Consider the following 22084-nt stretch of genomic DNA (forward strand, 5'->3'; position numbering starts at 1 on the left):
ATGTAAAGTATTGTTTATCATCTATAAATCTAAATTATTTACTTCTAAGTTACAAATGAATGTGTATCGTACTTGTTCACTTATAGGTCCTGAAACTAGATAAAAGTTTCGGGTTTTTTTATATAAAGTTTAGGAGGTTTTGAAGTGGAAGCGCTCGAACAAAAAGTCAAGGAAGATGGCGTAGTCATTGATGAAAAAATATTAAAAGTTGATGGATTTTTAAATCATCAAATTGATGCCAAATTAATGTATGAAGTGGGTCAAACATTTTATAAACAATTTAAGGATAAAGGGATTACGAAAATTTTAACTATTGAGGCTTCCGGTATTGCTCCTGCAATCATGGCTGCATTACATTTCGATGTGCCATGCTTATTTGCAAAAAAAGCAAAGCCAAGTACTTTAAAAGATGGGTTTTACAGTACTGATATCCATTCATTTACTAAAAATAAAACAAGTACAGTGATTGTATCAGAAGAATTTTTAGGGCCTGAAGATAAAGTATTAATTATTGATGATTTCTTAGCAAATGGTGATGCTTCACTTGGATTGTACGACATTGCACAACAAGCTAAAGCAGAAACAGTAGGCATAGGAATTGTTGTAGAAAAAAGTTTCCAAGATGGACGACAAAGATTGGAAGAGGCTGGTTTAACTGTTTCTTCATTATGTAAAGTTGCTTCCTTAGCAGGGAATAAAGTGACTTTACTAGGTGAAGATGAATGAAAAATTTAATTTTAAGTGTACAACATTTATTAGCAATGTATGCAGGTGCTATTTTAGTACCTATCATTGTAGGAACAAGTTTAAAATTTTCACCTGAAGAGATTGCTTATTTAATTACAGTAGATATTTTTATGTGTGGAGTAGCTACATTTTTACAAGCAAATAAGATTACTGGTACAGGACTACCTATTGTTTTAGGATGTACATTTACTGCTGTAGCACCTATGATTTTAATTGGACAGACTAAAGGTTTAGACGTGTTATATGGATCATTGTTCCTATCAGGTATCTTAGTTGTAATCATTGCTCCATTCTTTTCTTATTTAGTTAAATTTTTCCCACCTGTTGTCACAGGTAGTGTCGTTACAATTATCGGAATTAACTTAATGCCCGTTGCTATGAATTATCTTGCTGGTGGTCAAGGTGCTAAAGATTATGGTAATCCTAAAAATCTAATTTTAGGTGGAGTGACACTTATTGTTATCTTACTATTACAACGATTTACAACGGGATTCTTAAAATCTATTGCAATTTTGATTGGTTTAGTTATAGGCACGATATTGGCTAGTATATTTGGATTAGTTAATGTTAGCCAAGTTGGTGACGCACATTGGCTCGGTATTCCACGACCATTCCGTTTCTCAGGATTTGGCTTTGATTTCGGTGCAACATTAGTGTTTACAATTGTAGCAATTGTAAGTCTGATCGAATCAACAGGTGTATATCATGCATTAAGTGAAATCACTGGTCGTAAGCTTGAACGTAAAGATTTTCGTAAAGGTTACACTGCGGAAGGTCTAGCCATCATTTTAGGATCAATCTTTAATGCTTTCCCTTATACAGCTTATTCGCAAAACGTAGGACTTGTTTCACTTTCTGGAGCTAAGAAAAATAAAATCATATATGGAATGGTAGTCTTACTTTTAATATGTGGTTGTATACCTAAATTAGGTGCTCTGGCTAATATTATTCCTTTACCTGTATTAGGCGGTGCAATGATTGCTATGTTTGGTATGGTAATGGCTTATGGGGTAAGTATTTTAGGAAATATTGACTTCAAAAATCAAAATAATTTATTAATTATTGCTGTATCAGTCGGACTTGGTACAGGAATTAGTGCTGTACCTCAAGCATTTAAAGCTTTAGGAGAACAGTTCGCTTGGTTAACTCAAAATGGTATTGTTTTAGGAGCAATCTCTGCTATTATTCTTAATTTCTTTTTTAACGGTATAAAGTATAAACAAAACGACGAAAATGTGAAATAATAAGACTAACTATATAAAAAATGGAGGCTGTGTTATAAATGTGGGAAAATAAGTTTGCTAAAGAATCATTAACTTTCGACGATGTTTTGTTAATTCCAGCTGCATCAGACGTATTACCAAGTGATGTTGATTTAAGCGTAGAATTATCAGATAAAATTAAATTAAATATTCCAGTTATCTCTGCTGGTATGGATACAGTAACTGAATCTAAAATGGCTATTGCTATGGCACGTCAAGGTGGTTTAGGTGTCATCCATAAAAACATGGGCATTGAAGAGCAAGCTGATGAAGTACAAAAAGTAAAACGTTCAGAAAATGGTGTTATCACGAATCCATTCTTCTTAACACCAGATGAAAGTGTTTATGAAGCAGAAGCATTAATGGGTAAATATCGTATTTCAGGTGTGCCTATTGTAAAAGATGAAGAATCAAGAACACTCGTTGGTATTATTACAAACCGTGACTTACGTTTTATTGAGGATTTCTCAATTAAAATTTCAGATGTGATGACTAAAGAAAATTTAATTACAGCTCCAGTTGGTACAACATTAGATGAAGCAGAAGCAATCCTTCAAAAGCATAAAATTGAAAAATTACCATTAGTAGAAAAGGGTCGTTTAGAAGGTCTCATCACAATTAAAGATATAGAAAAAGTACTTGAATTCCCTCATGCAGCGAAAGATGAACATGGTCGTTTACTTGCAGCAGCAGCTATCGGTACATCTAAAGACACAGAAATTCGTGCACAAAAACTTGTAGAAGCAGGAGTAGATGCGTTAATTATTGATACAGCGCATGGACATTCTAAAGGTGTGATTGAGCAAGTCAAAAAAATGAAAGATAAATATCCTGCACTTACAATTATTGCAGGAAATGTTGCAACTGCTGAAGCCACACGCGCTTTATTTGAAGCAGGTGCAGACGTGGTTAAAGTAGGTATTGGACCTGGATCAATCTGTACAACACGTGTCGTTGCAGGTGTAGGTGTACCACAAATCACTGCAGTATATGACTGTGCTACTGAAGCACGTAAACATGGTAAAGCGATTATTGCTGACGGTGGTATTAAATTCTCTGGTGATATTATTAAAGCATTAGCGGCTGGTGGTCATGCTGTTATGTTAGGTAGCTTATTAGCTGGTACTGAAGAAAGCCCAGGCGCTACTGAAGTCTTCCAAGGTAGACAATATAAAGTATATCGTGGAATGGGTTCTCTTGGAGCAATGGAAAAAGGGTCAAATGATCGTTACTTCCAAGAAGATAAGTCTCCTAGAAAATTTGTTCCAGAAGGTATTGAAGGTCGCACAGCTTATAAAGGACCATTACAAGATACCATTTATCAACTTATGGGTGGAGTAAGAGCTGGTATGGGTTATACTGGTTCACCAAACTTAAAAGCATTACGTGAAGAAGCACAATTCACACGTATGGGCCCTGCAGGTTTAGCTGAAAGTCATCCACATAACATACAAATTACTAAAGAATCACCAAACTATTCATTTTAATGTAAGGTGAGCAAGAAGCGATTAAATTAAGAAAGTACGCTTTTCTATAAAATATTTATAGAGGTTGAAACGATGTATTGTCTTTATAAATATGAAAAGCGTCTTTCTATTGTTTACATAAATTAAACTTAAAGGAGATTTACTATTATGGAAATGGCTAAAGAACAAGAATTAATTCTTGTCCTAGATTTCGGTAGTCAATATAACCAGTTAATTACACGTCGTATTCGTGAAATGGGCGTTTACAGTGAATTACACGATCATGAAATTTCTATAGATGAAATTAAACGTATGAATCCTAAAGGCATTATTCTTTCAGGAGGTCCAAACTCTGTTTATGAAGAAGGTTCATTTACAATTGATCCTGAGATTTATAATTTAGGTATTCCAGTGTTAGGTATTTGTTACGGTATGCAACTTACAACCAAACTATTAGGCGGTAAAGTCGAACGTGCAAATGAACGTGAATATGGTAAAGCAATTATTAAAGCAAAATCTGATGAGTTATTCTTTGGTTTACCAGAAGAACAAACAGTGTGGATGAGTCATTCAGATAAAGTCATTGAAATTCCTGAAGGTTTTGAAGTTATTGCTGATAGCCCAAGTACAAATTATGCTGCCATCGAAGATAAAAAACGTCGTATTTATGGTGTACAATTCCATCCAGAAGTACGCCACACAGAATACGGTAATGATTTACTAAGAAATTTTGTCCGTCGTGTATGTAATTGTACAGGTGAATGGACAATGGAAAACTTTATTGAAATTGAAATCGAAAAAATTCGTGAACGTGTAGGTCATCGTAAAGTATTATGTGCAATGAGTGGTGGTGTAGATTCATCAGTTGTTGCAGTATTATTGCATAAGGCCATTGGTGATCAATTAACATGTATTTTTGTAGACCATGGTTTACTTCGTAAAGGCGAAGGCGATATGGTAATGGAACAATTCGGTGAAGGCTTTGATATGAATATTATTCGTGTAAATGCCAAAGAACGTTTTATGGAAAAACTAAAAGGCGTCTCTGATCCAGAAAAAAAACGTAAAATCATTGGTAATGAATTTGTATATGTGTTTGATGATGAAGCGGCTAAATTAACAGATGTTGATTTCTTAGCACAAGGTACACTTTACACAGATGTGATTGAATCAGGTACAAAGACAGCGCAAACAATTAAATCTCATCATAATGTAGGTGGATTACCTGAAGACATGGAATTTGAATTGATTGAACCTATTAATACATTATTTAAAGATGAAGTTCGTGCCTTAGGTATTGAATTAGGTATCCCTGAACATTTAGTATGGAGACAACCATTCCCAGGTCCTGGTTTAGGTATTCGTGTGTTAGGTGAAATTACTGAAGATAAATTAGAAATCGTTCGTGAATCTGATGCGATTTTACGTGAAGTGATTCGAGAAGAAGGTCTTGAAAGAGAGATTTGGCAATACTTCACAGTATTACCAGGTATTCAATCTGTAGGTGTTATGGGTGATTATCGTACGTATGATCATACAGTAGGTATTCGTGCTGTAACATCAATTGATGGTATGACAAGTGATTTTGCACGTATCGATTGGGAAGTGTTACAAAAAATTTCTAGTCGCATAGTTAATGAAGTAGACCATGTAAACCGCGTCGTCTATGACATTACTTCTAAGCCACCAAGTACTATAGAATGGGAGTAGCCCATTAAAAAAACGAGCATTTTCGTGAGAAATGCTCGCTTTTTTTATATTAAATTCAATAATTTGGACGTTTATGCTAATTTCTTTTTGATTGAAATGATTGTCGTCTCTGTTGTAGTGACGCTCTACGGTTTACTTTTTGAAGCATATATTGATACATCATCAATGACATGAATAACCATGAAAGACTAAAAAAGATACCGCCAACTACGTCAGTGAGATAGTGAGCATGGAAGTATAATCTTGAAAATAAAATACCTAACCATACTACAATTAACACCGTATTTATTATGCATTTTATCCACATATTTCCTAATTTAGAGATAAGTACAAAAATAAGAGCAAAAATAACAATCGTACTTGTTAAAGCATGTCCGCTTGGGAATGAAAATCCTGCATCAATTGTTAAGTGATCATAAGGTCTTGAACGATGAATGATGTCTTTTAACGCAATACCTATGATACCTGCTGAAGCTACTGTTGTCGGTAACCATATTGCTAATAAGAAGCGTCGCTTAATTAAAACGATAGTTGCGATGATAAGGGTAAGGGTAATAAAGGTCGCAATATCACCGTATGATGCTAGAAACGTCATAAAATCATTGAACCAATTACCTTTGAAATTCATTTTTGGTTCGCCAAATGTATTTAAGAACCAATAGAATGATTGTAAATCTAATATATGTGCCCATAACGACTTAGTAAAAACCGAAAAAATAGTTATTAAAAAAATGAGACTACTTATTATGAATGAAATGGTTAATGTAAATTGTTTATTTTGCATAAGTATTATACCTTTCTTTATTTTAATATAGTTTAACTTGTTAAAGCATTAAAGTTATCGGTACAAAGACTGATTTAATATTAAAATAAATTTAAAGTCAAAATAGCTAAGGCAATCACAAAAATATGATAGTCATCCTTCATTATTCAAAAAAAGCAAATAAAATATAAAAAAACTTTACAAAAAAATTAAGCGTTTTCACAGAATTGTTACATGAATATTGAACAAAGTATGTTATTTTATAAGTAATGAAGTAAATTCATTTTATCCATGAGGGTTTGGGACATACTTTATCGTCTCAAACTCTTTTTATATATTAGTAATTAAAGATTGAGTTTATAATATTTTTGGGGGTATTATTTAAACAAAATTGATATAAAAAGGAAAGTTGAAATGATATGACTGTTATCTTTTATATTAGAAATTTGACTTTTAGTTGATATTTTCATATATTGTATTTAATATGCATCAAATTATACATAGGTTTATATCAAGCAATGAGACAAAAAGTATCATGCACTTTATTGTTTAATTGAAGGGTAAAACTGATGTACTTAAATCTAAATTATAGGTTGCTTAAAGAGCATTAATAAATATATTGAATGAGCATAAAAGAAGCCTACAATAGATAGTCGTCCTTTTTTAATGGGATAAAACTAAACTATTGTAGGTGTTTTATTATATTATAAGCAATAGTTATATATAGGTTACAGTTTAAAAGTGGAGGAATGATAATGTTAAGTATGAGTAGTTTACTTATATTATTTTTTATAACGCTTATTATGGCAGCGTTAAGTGGATTGATTGTATTAATTCCCTCAGTTCCAGTTAAATACATAAGATTTCACTTAGCTTTACTTCTATTACCAGTTATTGTAGGTATTGTAGGGTTAGTGACTATAAACGAAAGAGAAGTTATTGGCATATTTGCATTAGATAAATTTGCTTGGTTAGTAGGTGCGTTTGTTTTAGCGTTAGGTTTTATTATTCAAAAGTTTTCAACGCGTTATTTATTAGGAGATCACAATTATCGTAAGTATTTTCCTTTATATACATTTACAACTGTTTTTGCTTCACTAGGTTGGTTAAGCAATGACTTACGTTTAATGACTTTATGTTGGGGATTAACGTTATGTTGTTTAACACAACTAATTAGATTGAATAAAACTTGGAAAGTTCCAGCAGAGGCAGCAAAAGTTTCTGCACGTTCCTTTATTATTGGATGGTTAGCGCTATTAATTGCGGTTATTTTGCTATACATAGGAACAGGAGAATGGACAATCGATCCTTCTCAAAATTATGACTATGCTCTAAATCATGGTCTAAAATTAGTTATTGATTTATTGCTTGTTGTTGCTGTTATTATTCCAGCTGCGCAATATCCATTTCAGAGTTGGTTAATTGAATCAGTTGTTGCGCCTACACCTGTATCAGCTATTATGCATGCCGGTATAGTTAATGCGGGGGGCATTATTTTAACGCGTTTTTCACCGATATTTGATAATTCTATTGCTCTTACAATATTATTAATTATTTCTAGTATGTCAGTATTGATTGGTTCGGGCATTAGTTTAGTACATGTTGATTATAAACGACAACTTGTTGGATCAACGATGAGTCAAATGGGTTTTATGCTCGTTCAATGTGCGATGGGTGTTTATTCAGCTGCGATTATCCATTTAATATTGCACGGTATATTTAAAGCCACGTTATTCTTACAATCAGGCTCAGTTGTCAGACGATTTAATATACCAACTTCGCCTAATATTAAGAAATCATATGGATGGATAATACTTGGAAGGGCTCTTGCATTGATTATTGCAATTGTGTTTTTTATGACAAGTGACCATAGTCCATATATTTTGATTAGTGCATTTATCTTAGCATGGTCTATCTCTGTATCATGGAATCAACTTGTGGCATTAAATAAAGGAGTAATGGGACGCTTTATAGGTATTACAATGATTGTAGTTGTTGCAATGGTTTATATTGTGACTCATCAAGTATTTGTTAATATACTTCATCATGTATATATGGCTCCTGCCCATCCACCGTTAATTAGTATTATAATTAGTATTGCGATTTTAGTGTTAGGTAGTATTTTTAGTATTTGGGTCGCTCGCCATCGTACATCTACAGCCTTTGCTAAAGTTTACTTATGGTTAATTAAAATTGGAGAAGCTAAATTTAAATCTGTAGAAAGCCATCCAAACTATTTAAAGAAATATTTATAAGAGGTGAACATTTACATGACAATTAATATAGAAGACGTTGTTCAATCTGCACGTCGTGTGATTACGCCACTTTCACCAATTTCAATCTTTGCAGCACGTAATCCATGGGAAGAACTTGAGTATCAAACCTTTGATCAAGTTGCGCAATGGTTTAAACATGTGCGTGATATTGATTTATATCCAAGCCATGCTTCTGTAATGACGGCGCTTGAAAATGGTGAGATTGATAAACATATCGTTGAAGAAGAAGTACAACACGCGATTCAATCTTATAAGACGGATATTCCTAAGACTCACGTTGATACGTACTGCAAAAATGCTATGAATATTAAAGATATTCCGAGAGATTTAATTACTAAAGAAGCCTATCTGAAATTAGAAGTCTCAAAACTCAAAAAAGTATTCGAAAATGAGTCATTTGCTTATGCACGGTCAAAAAGTGCAAATGCATTTAATGCTAAAGGCGAATCTTTAATGGATGAGTTAAATACTCATATTATTAAATGGTCAAAATTATATTTAGATACTTTCCAATCCAGTTGGACAATGCCTAAACGCGAAGAAGGGTTCTATGTAGCCTGGTTACATTTAGCAAAATATGATCCAATGTTGACTAAAACGCAACGTAAAATGATTAAGATGTTACCACACAACTATGAAGACGCATTAATCATGGCACTCAATCATCTAGATATTGCTGAAGATGAATATGAATTTTATTTAACTGGACATCTTTTATCGTTACCAGGTTGGGCAGGCATGATGTATTATCGTGCTGAAAAACATGAACATGAAAAAGACTTATTAACTCAATACCTTGCAATACGCCTTACAATGGAATGTATTCTATTAGATACTGAAAAAATGAGCCGTCCGGCAGTCTTAAATGTTGAAAAAAGAATAAAAGAACTTGTGAGTAAATGGTTATATTATGGTGAAATGACGATTGATGAATGGGCTGAGATGTCCATTGAGAATCAAATTGAACACTTGAAGTTTGCCCATGATTTTAATCCATTATACTTCAAGAAATTATGGTTAGAGGCTTGGGAAGAAACTCACGAACGCAAACTCGTTGAGATGATTTACGATAAATCGGTCAAGCGTGACAAACAACCTACAAAAGTGCAACTTGCATTTTGTATCGATGTACGTTCTGAACCATTTCGTCGTCATTTAGAAAATCAAGGGCCATTTGAAACGATAGGAATTGCAGGTTTCTTTGGTTTACCTATACGAAAAAAAGCATTAGATGAACAGTTTAGTCATGATTCTTTACCAGTGATGGTGCCTCCTGCATATACTATTAAAGAATATGCAGAGCGACATGCATTAAATACGTATAATCAACAGCAACATTCTATTACATCCATGTTTTATACGTTTAAATTAATGAAGAATAATGTGCTACCTAGTTTATTATTACCAGAATTAAGTGGGCCATTTTTAAGTTTAAATACACTTGCAAGTACATTAATGCCAAAGAAAACAGGTGCATTTATTCGTAAATTTACTAAAAATTGGTTAAAAAAACCGAATGCTAAGCTAACGATTGATAGAGATCATCATGTACATAGTGATTTACCTGTTGGATTTACTGAAGAAGAACAAATTGCTTTTACGAAACAAGCGTTACAATTAATGGATTTAACTACAAATTTTGCACCATTAGTAGTACTTGGAGGGCATGGAAGCGAAACAAACAATAATCCCTACCATGCATCATTAGAATGTGGTGCTTGTGGAGGAGCTTCAAGTGGATTTAATGCGAAATTACTTGCCATGATGTGCAATTTACCTTTAGTACGTCAAGGGTTAGCCGCTGAAGGCATTCTTATTCCGGATGAGACAGTATTTGTTGCTGCAGAACATAAAACATCAATTGATGAATTAGAATGGATTTACGTTCCCTCATTAACATCAGAAGCAAAGAAAGCATTTGATATTTTAGAAGAAGCCATGCCACGTGTAAGTTATCATGCAAATTTAGAACGTCTTGCTCAATTACCTCGTTTAAGCGATGGGGAATTGAAACATCCAATGGCGGAAGCACATCGCTTTGCAAATGATTGGAGCGAAATCCGTCCAGAATGGGGTTTAGCACGTAATGCAGAATTTATTATTGGGCAACGAAGTATTACAGAAGGTAGTAATTTAGAAGGACGTGCATTTTTACATAATTATGATTATGCGAAAGATCCTGATGGTCAATTACTAAATACAATTATTTCTGGGCCAGCACTCGTTGCACAGTGGATTAACCTACAGTATTATGCCTCTACAGTGGCACCGCATTTTTATGGTAGTGGTAATAAAACAACACAATCTGTCACTTCTGGTGTTGGCGTTATGCAAGGGAACTCAAGTGATTTATTAGCTGGATTGCCATGGCAGTCTGTGATGGCAGGAGACAATAAAATTTATCACGCTCCAATTCGATTATTAGTCGTGATTCAAGCACCAGATCGTTATATACAACGTTTACTTAATGATAATATTAAGTTTAAACAAAAAGTCGATCATCAATGGGTACGTCTTGCAAGTATTGATGAAAACGGTAGTTTTAAAGATTGGTAAGATATTCGATTTTAATTTAAAAAATGATACACTAGTGTTAATTAAACATTAGGAGATTTGTTATAACAATGACGAAATCGAAAGGCATGTATGAAGCAGAAATTAGTAAAGCAATTACGCAATGGGAAAAAGATTTTCTTGGACGTGGTTCGTTGTCAGTAAAGACAGATATTTTACGAGATATGATTATCGTCAACTTACAAGGTATTTTGACGCCTGCGGAGTATCGCGTATGTGAAACACAAGAAGGATTACTTAACATTAAACGTACACGGTCAGAATTGGTGGAATCAGGACAAGATGATTTAATGCAACTTGTTTTCAAAATCACAGGTACTGAAGTTAAAAGCTTTCATAGTGATTTAAGTACAATTACTGGTGAACGTATTATTGTTTTTAAGTTAGATAAAAACCTTGAAAAATCACTTTAAAATAAAATGTTATAAATACGAGAAGAGATTAGGAAACTTTATATAAAATACTTCCTAATCTCTTTTTTTACAAGCAAATTTTCATCATTTATTGTAAAATCTAACTAACATTAAAAGAGGGATAGAGATGCGATCAATTCAATCAGCTAATTGGAAAATCTCTTACTCATTATCATTTGCCCGACTATCCTGATCCTAGAGGTATAAAAGGGTAATACAATCAATGAGTTAAGTAGTCAACATATTGATGATTGATATAATGAACGGTGTGATACATCTTCAGAGGCTAACTGGACGTATCTTTATGACGAACCTTTTTATGATAAAGAAAGCTTTATGACGTATGTGAAACAACTTATTGATAATAAAGAAAGGTTGAATAAGTGGTTATCCTCTTCAAACTTTAATAAATATGAAGAACAGATACATCATTTGAAAGCTTTTTATAAAATATTAGGATCAAATGTAGTAAAGGAAAAACAAGTATGAAAGATAAATTAGAAGTATCGCCAACCAAAACTATTTCTATGTTTGTTGTTGGATTAATTATTTTTATAATAACGGCAACGAATGTCATTTATCATACCACACTAGTGCAAAAATTAGATTTAAATTCATTACATGCGTTGACCAACTATTTTGGTAAACCTAGAAGACACTATAACGGTCCAATTTGGCATAAAATGATGACGTTTTGTGCTAATTTTGGAGAAGTAAAATCCATTCTCTACATAACGTTATTTTTAGCACTTATCTTAATTTTTAAAAATTATAAACTTTCATTGTGGTTATTAGTTACGATTTACACAGGAACTTATATTAATTTCTTAATTAAACAAATAATAGCTCGTCCTCGTCCGTATAACCATCTTTTAGTAGACCATGGATATTCATTTCCAAGTGGTCATTCAAATGCCAGTACATTATTTGCTTTAGCTATACTCTTAGTTGTTATTCCACTTATTAAAAATAAAGCGATACGATATAGTATTGCTATAGTTGTCGTTATATTTTGGATAGGTGTATTAAGTTGTCGGTTATATTTCCACGCCCACTATCTAACTGATGTCATTGGTGGTTTTTCGTTAGGAATGATTTGGATTGCTTTATTTTCAATGACGTTACCACTCTTTAATATTAAATTAAAAAAGAAGTAAAGCTTAAGTTTCATAACATAAGTATTTTAAGAAGGGGAGAATACTATGAAAATCAAATCACCACATCCAATTTATTTAGAAGGTTCAAGAAAAGAAGCGATCTTATTACTTCACTCATTTACAGGAACTGTTCGTGATGTAAAACCATTAGCTAAGGCGCTTAATGAAGAAAACTTCACATGCTTTGCACCAAATTATCAAGGACATGGCTTACCTTTATACCAATTTACTCAATTTACGATTCAGGATTGGTGGAATGATGTATTAGAAGGGTATCAATTTTTAAAAAATAAAGGGTTTGACACTATTTTTGTAACGGGTATCTCACTAGGAGGACTATTTACATTAAAGTTAGCTGAGTTATTTGATGTTTCTAAAATAGCAGTGATGTCTGCACCAAGTGAAAAAGAAGAAAAAAGTATTGCGTGGCGTATGAAACGTTATGGTCAGCGCATGAATCAATTATTGAAATTTGATGAAACTACTTCAAAACAACAACTTGGGACAATTCAAGATTATCAACCACATATCGCAGAATTTAAAGCATTTATTGAGATAATTTCTAATGAATTAGAACGTATACAAGTTCCCGCTCGTATTTTGTATGGCGGTAATGATGATGCCTTTTATCAAAATAGTGCACATTATATTTTTAATCATATTGATAGTAATAACAAAGATTTAACATGTCATCCGTTAAGTCGTCATTTAATGACTTATGGAGATGGACATGAAGACGTTATCACTCAAGTCGTAACTTTTTTTAAATCTAAATAAAGGAGTAATAAGATGAAACGTACATTCTTACTTATATATACAACAGTTTCTGGAACTACTTATAAAGAATTTAAAACGTTCCAAGATGGTCCAGACTATGACACATGCGTACAGCGTATTATTGATGAGTTTGATGAATTGGTCTATTTATTTTTAAAAGATGACTCACAAGTTCATTACATTAACGTTGATCATATCGAAAGTTTAAATATTCAAGAAGTAAATGAAGGTCAATCCATAATATATGATTTTGAAAAATAAATATATCAGTAAGTTTAAACGATAAGAATAGTTGAGATATGTCATTTACCTCTATTCTTATCTTTTTTAATACTCATTTATATGTATATTGCACTATTTGGTCAGACGTGTTAGAGTAGAACTTAATCGCACACATGCTTTAACGCGTTAAAGGGAGATAGAAAATGAGTAATCAATCACAATGGAAAACCTCAACTGGATTTATTCTAGCAAGTGCTGGTTCTGCTATAGGATTAGGCGCAATGTGGAAGTTTCCATATATGGCTGGCATTTATGGTGGCGGCGCATTTTTATTTTTATTTTTAATCTTTACTATTTTTGTAGGATTACCGTTACTGATTATGGAGTTTACGGTAGGAATAATGGGGCGCACTTATACGACTCGAATCTATAGTAAATTAACAGGAAAAAAATGGTTAAATATTATTGGGTGGAATGGAAATTTAGCTGTTTTTATTTTATTCGGCTTTTATAGTGTTATCGGTGGCTGGATTGTTATATATATTGGAAATGTATTTTTACAATTATTATCTGTTGAACATACGTCATTAACTCAAATTAAATTTGAAAAAATAATTAGTAACCCGTGGTTAACTGTGTTGGGACAGGGCATTTTTATTCTTTTAACCATGGTCATCGTTATGCTAGGTGTAGAAAAAGGTTTAGAGAAAGCTTCTAAAATGATGATGCCCTTATTATTTGTTTTTCTAATTATTGTTGTTGCTAAATCATTGACATTAGACGGAGCATTAGAGGGCGTTCGCTATATATTACAACCGAGAATAGAAGATATTTCAGTTAAAGGTGTCTTATTTGCGTTAGGTCAATCGTTCTTTACACTATCATTAGGAACGACAGGGATGATTACGTATGCGAGTTATGCGCCTAAAGAAATGACGATTAAATCTTCCGCCATGTCAATTGTTATTATGAATATTTTAGTTTCTGTATTAGCAGGACTTGCAATATTTCCAGCCTTAAAAACATTTGGTTATGCACCTCAAGAAGGACCAGGACTCTTATTTAAAGTGTTACCGTTAGTATTTAATCAAATGGGCTTTGGTATTGTATTTTATTTAATTTTCGTAATTCTATTTTTATTTGCAGCATTAACGTCTTCTATTTCTTTATTGGAATTAAATGTCTCAAATTTCACTAAAAATGATAATACTAAACGAAAAGCTATATCAGTTATTGCAAGTATATTAGTATTTGTTATTAGTATCCCAGCAACACTATCATTTAGCAGTTTAAGTGGAATTAAGTTTGGAGCGGGTACAATTTTTGATAATATGGATTTTATCGTATCGAATATCTTGATGCCATTAGGAGCATTAGGAACGACATTAGTTGTAGGTCAATTACTAGATAAACAAGCATTAAAAGAGAGCTTTGGAAAAGATAAATTTAAACTTTTTGTTCCATGGTATATTTTAATTAAATATATTATGCCAGTTATTATTATATTAGTTTTTATTGTTCAATTATTTTAATATTAACAAGAATAAACAGAGTCTAGGATACAAATTGTTGTTCTAGACTCTGTTTAGCATAATGATAATTGAATTACATATTTTCAAACGTAACATCTTGTTTATGTAATTCTTTTAATAATTTTTCAGGAATTGAAGAATTATTAATAGTGACATGTTTAAATATACAATCTTTTATTTTTACATTTTCAAAATGACACAAATCCATAGTGACGTTTTCAAAAATCACTTTTTTAAACGTGACGTTATCAAATTTTACATTACGTATATTGCTATTTTTAAAAATAGAATGTTCAATCGTTAATGTATTAAAATGATTTTCATCAAATGAGGTAACAGTTAAATTTGATTTACTAATAAGCGTCTTGAAAAAATTTACATTTTCAAAGATACTTTTATCAAAATTACAATTGATAATTTTTGAATTTGAAATAGTGCTTACATTCTTAAAAATACCTTCACTAAAATCACAATGTTTAAAGTGACTTTTATTTACTTCAATTTCGTCGTACATTGAGTTTCTAAAAGTACTATTTTTATAATTTAAATTTTTATAGTCATCCTTAGTAAAGACGGATAAAGATAAGTCTGCTTTAGATGTCATCATCGAGTCTCCTTTGTACGTTGATTCATCGTAAAATTTAATTCATTTCCAGTGGTTCACTTTTATCATAACATGAGTATTTAAAAGCAATAACTAATTACATTTTACATAAAGAATCTAGCTTTTTGCAATAAGATATAAGTTAGCGTATAATTCATAGCGGTTGAGTAAGAATTAAAATTAAATATTGGAAATGAATATGATGATAGAAAGTAGGTATGTTCAGACATTACTTGAGTGTATTGAACGAAAGATATGATTACTTATGATTTAATAGGACAAACGCCACTAGTATTATTAGAAAGTTTTAGTGATGAACATGTACAAATTTATGCGAAGTTAGAACAATTTAATCCTGGTGGAAGTATTAAAGATCGACTAGGGAAATATCTTGTAGAAACTGCGCTAAAAGAAAAACGTATTGTAAAAGGAGATACCATCGTTGAAGCTACAGCTGGTAATACAGGAATTGGATTAGCAATGGCCGCTAATCGTTATCATTTAAAGTGTGTGATTTTTGCCCCAGAAGGATTTTCAGAAGAAAAAATTTCAATTATGCGAGTATTGGGTGCTGAAATAAAACGAACACCTAAAAACAAGGGAATGATGGGTGCACAAAAAGAAGCGCGTCATTATGCTGACAAATATAATGCAGTATATATGAACCAGTTTGAAACTGAACATAATCCAAAAGCCTATACGCATACGCTTGGAAAAGAAATTACAGAGGCATTACCACACATTGATTATTTTGTAGCTGGTGCTGGATCTGGAGGAACATTTACTGGTGTAGCTAAACATTTACAACAATTTAATGTTAAAAATATTATTGTTGAACCTGAAGGCTCAGTATTGAATGGTGGTAAAGCACATGCTCATGATATTGAAGGTATTGGCTCTGAAAAATGGCCAGTATTTTTAGAAAAATCTATCGTTGATGATATTATTACAGTCAGTGATAATCAAGGATTTGAAAATGTAAAACGATTAGCTAAACAAGAAGGACTACTTGTTGGTAGCTCATCTGGTGCAGCATTACAAGGTGCTTTAGATATTAAAAATCGTATTGATAAAGGTATTATTGTAACAATTTTTCCAGATGGCAGTGATCGTTATATGTCAAAAAAAATATTTGAATACAAAGGAGAATAATAATGAAGAAAAAAACACAAATGATTCATGGTGGACATACGACGGATGATTTTACTGGAGCAGTAACGACACCAATTTATCAAACAAGTACTTATTTGCAAGATGATATTGGTGATTTAAGACAGGGCTATGAATATTCACGTACTGCAAACCCAACACGTACTTCTATTGAAAGCGTCATTGCGAATTTAGAAAATGGTAAACATGGATTTGCATTTGGTTCAGGTATGGCTGCGATTAGCGCTGTTATAATGTTATTAGATAAAGGTGATCATTTAATTTTAAATTCTGATGTGTATGGTGGAACTTATCGTGCTTTAACAAAAGTCTTTACACGATTTGGTATTGATGTTGATTTCGTTGATACTACAAATATTGAAAACGTAAAAGATTATATTAAACCAGAAACAAAAATGTTATATATCGAAACGCCGTCTAATCCTTTATTACGTGTGACAGATATTCGACGTGCAGCAGAAATTGCGACAGAAAATCATCTCATTTCTGTAGTCGATAACACATTTATGACACCGTACTATCAAAATCCGTTAGATTTTGGAATCGATATTGTATTACATTCAGCAACAAAATATATTGGTGGACACAGTGATGTTGTTGCAGGTTTAGTCGCTACATCTAATGATGAATTAGGTGAACGCTTAGCATTTATTTCTAACTCTACAGGTGGTGTACTAGGACCACAAGATAGTTATTTATTAATTCGAGGAATTAAAACACTAGGGTTACGTATGGAACAAATTAATCGTAACGTAGAAGGTATTGTGAAGATGTTACAAGAGCATCCATCAGTACAACAAGTGTTCCATCCTAGTATTGAAAGTCACCTTAATCATGATATTCATATCGCTCAAGCAAGTGGTCATACTGGCGTTGTTGCATTTGAAGTGAAAGATACAGAAGCAGCTAAACAATTAATTCGTGAAACGCAATATTTCACGCTTGCTGAAAGCTTAGGTGCAGTGGAAAGCTTGATTTCTGTACCTGCTTTGATGACACATGCATCTATTCCAGCAGATGTTCGTGCTAAAGAAGGAATTACAGATGGTTTAGTTCGATTATCAATCGGTATTGAAGACACTGAAGATTTAGTACAAGATTTAAAACAAGCGATAGATACGCTAAATAAATAGAATATAGTGAAAGTATTAATGCAAGAGTGCAATAGAAATTGAAACGATGTTTATTGTACTCTTGTATTTTTATTGTGATATTTGGAACTAAAAGAGTAATTCAATACTAAAAATATCTGAAATTTTCAATTTTTTAAAAAACTATATTGACGCATCCTCAACTTTTGCCTATACTTCATATCATACGAATTTAATCAGAATTAGATAAGGGTGAACATAGTGATTGAATTTCAGGGTGTAAATAAAGTATTTCGAAAGAAACGAGAAACCATCCACGCTTTAAAAGATGTTTCTTTTAAAATTGATGCGCGTGATGTGTTTGGTGTGATTGGTTATAGTGGTGCTGGTAAAAGTACACTAGTACGTTTAGTTAACCAATTAGAACAAGCTACAGAGGGCCATGTTATTGTAGATGGACATGATATTAATACATATAGTGAAAAAGAACTTCGCAACGTAAAAAAAGATATAGGAATGATTTTCCAACATTTTAATCTTTTAAATTCTAAAACAGTTTTTAAAAATGTAGCAATGCCATTGATACTTAGTCACAAAAGTAATTCTGAGATTAAAGAGAAAGTTGAAGAAATGCTAGAGTTTGTGGGACTTGCAGATAAGAAAAATCAATTTCCAGATGAGCTTTCCGGAGGACAAAAACAACGTGTTGCAATTGCAAGAGCACTTGTAACAAATCCTAAAATATTATTGTGCGATGAAGCGACAAGTGCATTAGACCCTGCGACAACAAGTTCTATTCTTCAATTACTTAAAAATGTGAATGAAACATTTGGGGTTACGATTATGATGATTACTCACGAAATGAGCGTGATTCAAAAAATCTGTAATCGTGTAGCTGTAATGGAACACGGGGAAGTTGTAGAAATTGGTACAGTAAAAGATGTGTTTAGTCATCCGAAAACGAAAACAGCACAAAATTTTGTATCAACAGTTATTAGTACAGAACCTTCTAAAGCATTACGTGCCTCATTTGAAAGAGCAGATAATCATTATACAGATTACAGACTTTTCTTAGATAAAAAGCAAATTGATTATCCATTAATGAACGAGTTAATAAACCAATATGGTTTTAATGTAAATATTCTATTCTCGTCTATGTCAGATATTCAAGATGAAACGATTTGTTATTTATGGTTACGCTTTGAACACGATGCACAATTTAGTCGTGACACGGTAGAATCATATTTTAATGAGCGACATATTCATTATGAGGAGGTGCGTTAAATGTTTGGTTCAAGCATAGATTCATCTCAATTAATGCAAGCATTGTATGAAACACTTTATATGGTGACAGTATCATTAATTATTGGTGCATTGATTGGTATCCCATTAGGTATTTTACTTGTAGTCACTCGAAAACATGGAATCTGGCCTAATGTCGTTATTCACCAAATTCTTAATCCAATTATTAATATTTTAAGATCTATTCCATTCATCATTTTATTAATTGCAATTGTACCTTTTACTAAATTAGTTGCAGGTACGTCAATCGGTACAACAGCTGCAATTGTTCCACTTACAGTATATGTAGCACCATATATTGCGCGTTTAGTAGAAAATTCACTTTTAGAAGTAGATGATGGTATTATTGAAGCAGCAAAAGCTATGGGAGCATCACCACTTCAAATTATTCGTCATTTTTTATTGCCTGAAGCATTAGGTTCACTTGTACTAGCTATTACTACAGCGATTATTGGTTTAATTGGTAGTACAGCTATGGCCGGTGCTGTAGGTGGCGGTGGTATTGGAGATTTAGCGCTTGTTTATGGTTACCAATGCTTTGATACATTGGTCATTATTATTACAGTTGTAGTTCTAGTTATTATCGTACAAATTATTCAGTCATTAGGTAACTTTATTTCTAGAATAATTCGTAGAAATTAGTTGTTTAAATAAATTATTTTAATATTGGGAGGCAGTTTTTAATGAAGAGAATAATCGGTTTATTATTAGCATCTATTATTGTCCTTGCGGCATGTTCAGGCGGAGGAAATAGTAAGAAAGTAACAGTTGGCGTAGCATCAAATGATACTGCTGCTTGGGAAAAAGTGAAAGAATTAGCAAAAAAAGATGATATTGATTTAGAAATTAAGCACTTTTCAGATTATAACGTACCTAATAAAGCATTAAGTGATGGAGATATCGATATGAATGCATTCCAACACTTTGCTTTCTTAAATGAATATAAAAAAGCACATAAAGATGCAAAAATTGAAGCAATTAGTACAACCGTATTAGCACCTTTAGGCATCTATTCTAAAAAAGTAAAAGATATTAAAGATGTTAAAGATGGCGCGCAAGTGATGATTCCCAATGATGTTTCTAACCAAGCGCGTGCTTTAAAATTATTAGAATCAGCAGGACTTATTAAATTAAAAGATAACTTTGGTTTAAGTGGTACAACAAAAGATATTAAAGATAACCCTAAACATTTAAAAATTAAAGAAGTAGATGCTCAACAAACTGCACGTGCATTAGATGATGTTGATATTTCAGTTATCAATAATGGTGTAGCAACGAAAGCAGGCTTAGATGCTAAGAAAGATCCAATTTATTTAGAAAGTTCTACTTCAGATGCAGTTAAACCATACATTAATTTAATTGCCGTTAACTCAAAAGATAAAGATAATAAAACATACAAAAAAATTGTAGATCTATATCATAGTAAAGAAGCACAAGAAGCATTGAAAAAAGACACTAAAGATGGTGAAAAAGCAGTCGATTTATCTCAAAAAGAAATTAAAGACATTGAAGATAGCTTAAAATAGTAAGTTAAACATTGTAGAATATCAATCGTTGTTTAGTCATTTAGCATATGTCGTAGATTAATGAATTAAAAATACACATAGATCAAGCTTTTTTCGACTCTTGGAGTGGGACAACTAATTCAAAAATGAATGCTGTCCCGCTCTTTTTTTATATCATTTTCAATAGTATAATAAATTTTTGATTAAATATAATCACATTTAAAAAAATTCTTACTTACGTTATGCAATAATTAGACTAAAGAAATCGATTTTTATAAAGTTTTAATTTTATAAGTATCGTACTAAAATTTCATCATTATGTAATCAAATTGAAATGGAATATTATAATGAAATATATTAATTTATATAAGTAGACTACTTGAGTAGAAAAAATTAAAGTTAAAGCACTAGAATTAACGTAATAAAACTAAGCGTTAATACAACAATTGTCATGGGGACATGTCAAAGATAAGCATAAGATTAAGGAGGCGCTTATTTATGAATAAAAAAGTTCTTGCAACAGCAATTATTGGAACTGGGGCATTTAGTACAATATTTGCACATCAAGCAGAAGCAGCAACAACTCACACAGTAAAAAGTGGGGAATCATTATGGTCTATTTCAAATCGCTATGGTATTACAATAGCTAAATTAAAATCATTAAATGGTTTGACATCAAATCTTATTTTTCCAAATCAAGTATTAACAGTTTCAGGCTCTAGTTCATCTCATTCTTATAGTAATAACTCAAGCAGTACATATACAGTAAAAAGTGGAGACAGTTTATCATCAATTGCTAGTCGATATGGTACAACGTACCGCCATATTATGGATTTAAATGGACTTCATAGCTTTTTAATTTTTCCAGGTCAAACATTAACAGTTTCAGGAACAGCACGTTCAAGTAGCCACACACAAAATAGCTCAAATTCATCTAGTTCTTCAAGCTACTATACTGTTCGTTACGGTGATTCATTATCGGGCATCGCTTGGAAATATAATACGACATATCAAAATATTATGCGTTTAAATGGATTAAATAATTTCTTTATTTACCCAGGTCAAAAATTACGTGTAAGCGGCACAGCATCATCAAGTAGTAATACAAATCGTACAAGTTCATCATCAAATTATTATTATCACACACCGATTTTTAATCATAGAAATTTATATGATTGGGGTCAATGTACATGGCATGTCTTTAATCGTCGTGCTCAAATCGGTAAAGGTATTAGTACATATTGGTGGAATGCAAATAACTGGGACAATGCAGCTGCAAGAGATGGCTATAGAATTGATTATCATCCTACTGTAGGATCAATTGCCCAATCAGATGCTGGCTACTATGGACATGTTGCTTTTGTAGAACGCGTCAATAGTAATGGAAGTCTTTTAGTATCTGAAATGAACTTTAGTGCAGGTCCAGGGGTTTTAACATATCGTACAATTCCAGCTTATCAAGTTAGACAATATAAATTTATTCATTAGTAAAAAAACAAAGAAAGTCGGACAG

19 protein-coding genes are annotated in these 22084 nt (G+C 32.2%); 17 read left to right on the forward strand and 2 right to left on the reverse strand.

What is annotated here, in order from left to right:
* The first annotated feature begins 144 nt into the window (after nt 1-144).
* The 4 genes from xpt (at nt 145) to guaA (ending at nt 5185) form a co-directional block, all read left to right on the forward strand.
* Complete coding sequence (gene xpt, locus HMPREF2881_RS00365; RefSeq protein WP_002454526.1) at nt 145-726, forward strand: xanthine phosphoribosyltransferase; 582 nt, start codon at nt 145-147, stop codon at nt 724-726.
* Entirely contained in the window at nt 723-1991 is a 1269-nt protein-coding gene (pbuX, locus tag HMPREF2881_RS00370) for a xanthine permease PbuX (RefSeq protein ID WP_002447962.1), read from the forward strand. The genes xpt and pbuX overlap by 4 nt, the downstream gene beginning before the upstream one ends.
* A gap of 38 nt (nt 1992-2029) precedes the next feature.
* Nucleotides 2030-3496, forward strand: a complete 1467-nt coding sequence (gene guaB, locus HMPREF2881_RS00375; protein WP_002488108.1) for an IMP dehydrogenase — start codon at nt 2030-2032, stop codon at nt 3494-3496.
* Nucleotides 3497-3643: 147 nt separating this feature from the next.
* Nucleotides 3644-5185 (forward strand): glutamine-hydrolyzing GMP synthase, encoded by a 1542-nt coding sequence (gene guaA / locus HMPREF2881_RS00380; protein ID WP_002447954.1) that lies wholly within the window; start codon nt 3644-3646, stop codon nt 5183-5185.
* 76 nt (nt 5186-5261) lie between these two features.
* Here the strand turns inward: guaA and HMPREF2881_RS00385 are convergent, their stop codons facing one another.
* On the reverse strand, nt 5262-5813 hold the full coding sequence (locus HMPREF2881_RS00385) for a phosphatase PAP2 family protein (protein ID WP_227945056.1): 552 nt from the start codon (nt 5811-5813) through the stop codon (nt 5262-5264).
* An 890-nt stretch (nt 5814-6703) separates the two neighbouring features.
* On the opposite strand from HMPREF2881_RS00385, the gene HMPREF2881_RS00390 reads away from it, so the two are divergent.
* The 7 genes from HMPREF2881_RS00390 to HMPREF2881_RS00420 all read left to right on the forward strand — a co-directional run bounded on the left by HMPREF2881_RS00390 (nt 6704) and on the right by HMPREF2881_RS00420 (nt 14899).
* Complete coding sequence (locus HMPREF2881_RS00390; protein WP_002454523.1) at nt 6704-8203, forward strand: NADH dehydrogenase subunit 5; 1500 nt, start codon at nt 6704-6706, stop codon at nt 8201-8203.
* Nucleotides 8204-8218: 15 nt separating this feature from the next.
* Nucleotides 8219-10780, forward strand: coding sequence for a DUF2309 domain-containing protein (locus HMPREF2881_RS00395; protein ID WP_002488118.1), 2562 nt, complete (start codon nt 8219-8221; stop codon nt 10778-10780).
* A gap of 68 nt (nt 10781-10848) precedes the next feature.
* Complete coding sequence (locus tag HMPREF2881_RS00400; RefSeq protein WP_002447992.1) at nt 10849-11211, forward strand: Na-translocating system protein MpsC family protein; 363 nt, start codon at nt 10849-10851, stop codon at nt 11209-11211.
* A gap of 485 nt (nt 11212-11696) precedes the next feature.
* A complete protein-coding gene (locus tag HMPREF2881_RS00405) occupies nt 11697-12368 on the forward strand; it encodes a phosphatase PAP2 family protein (RefSeq protein ID WP_002454521.1) in 672 nt (223 codons plus the stop codon).
* 45 nt (nt 12369-12413) lie between these two features.
* A complete protein-coding gene (locus HMPREF2881_RS00410) occupies nt 12414-13145 on the forward strand; it encodes an alpha/beta hydrolase (protein WP_002454520.1) in 732 nt (243 codons plus the stop codon).
* 12 nt (nt 13146-13157) lie between these two features.
* The gene (locus HMPREF2881_RS00415; protein WP_002447988.1) at nt 13158-13406 is read left to right on the forward strand and encodes a hypothetical protein; all 249 of its coding nucleotides are present in this window, start codon (nt 13158-13160) and stop codon (nt 13404-13406) included.
* Between the two features lie 164 nt (nt 13407-13570).
* Complete coding sequence (locus tag HMPREF2881_RS00420) at nt 13571-14899, forward strand: sodium-dependent transporter (protein ID WP_002454519.1); 1329 nt, start codon at nt 13571-13573, stop codon at nt 14897-14899.
* A 73-nt stretch (nt 14900-14972) separates the two neighbouring features.
* Here HMPREF2881_RS00420 and HMPREF2881_RS00425 read toward each other — a convergent pair whose 3' ends face one another.
* Complete coding sequence (locus HMPREF2881_RS00425) at nt 14973-15503, reverse strand: pentapeptide repeat-containing protein (protein ID WP_002454518.1); 531 nt, start codon at nt 15501-15503, stop codon at nt 14973-14975.
* 255 nt (nt 15504-15758) lie between these two features.
* Between HMPREF2881_RS00425 and HMPREF2881_RS00430 the strand changes: the two genes are divergently transcribed.
* From HMPREF2881_RS00430 to HMPREF2881_RS00455, 6 genes are all read left to right on the forward strand, one after another.
* On the forward strand, nt 15759-16655 hold the full coding sequence (locus HMPREF2881_RS00430) for a PLP-dependent cysteine synthase family protein (protein ID WP_002447971.1): 897 nt from the start codon (nt 15759-15761) through the stop codon (nt 16653-16655).
* A gap of 2 nt (nt 16656-16657) precedes the next feature.
* Nucleotides 16658-17806, forward strand: a complete 1149-nt coding sequence (locus tag HMPREF2881_RS00435) for a bifunctional cystathionine gamma-lyase/homocysteine desulfhydrase (protein ID WP_002454517.1) — start codon at nt 16658-16660, stop codon at nt 17804-17806.
* 219 nt (nt 17807-18025) lie between these two features.
* Nucleotides 18026-19048 (forward strand): methionine ABC transporter ATP-binding protein, encoded by a 1023-nt coding sequence (locus tag HMPREF2881_RS00440; protein ID WP_002447973.1) that lies wholly within the window; start codon nt 18026-18028, stop codon nt 19046-19048.
* Nucleotides 19049-19708, forward strand: coding sequence for a methionine ABC transporter permease (locus tag HMPREF2881_RS00445; RefSeq protein ID WP_002488095.1), 660 nt, complete (start codon nt 19049-19051; stop codon nt 19706-19708). It begins immediately after the preceding gene.
* Between the two features lie 41 nt (nt 19709-19749).
* Nucleotides 19750-20592 (forward strand): dipeptide ABC transporter glycylmethionine-binding lipoprotein, encoded by an 843-nt coding sequence (gmpC, locus tag HMPREF2881_RS00450; RefSeq protein ID WP_002448016.1) that lies wholly within the window; start codon nt 19750-19752, stop codon nt 20590-20592.
* Between the two features lie 477 nt (nt 20593-21069).
* The gene (locus HMPREF2881_RS00455) at nt 21070-22059 is read left to right on the forward strand and encodes a LysM peptidoglycan-binding domain-containing protein (RefSeq protein WP_002488100.1); all 990 of its coding nucleotides are present in this window, start codon (nt 21070-21072) and stop codon (nt 22057-22059) included.
* Nucleotides 22060-22084: the final 25 nt, after the last annotated feature.

Origin of the sequence: Staphylococcus sp. HMSC057A08 (assembly GCF_001812925.1) — a bacterium.
In the GTDB taxonomy this organism is placed as follows: domain Bacteria; phylum Bacillota; class Bacilli; order Staphylococcales; family Staphylococcaceae; genus Staphylococcus; species Staphylococcus hominis.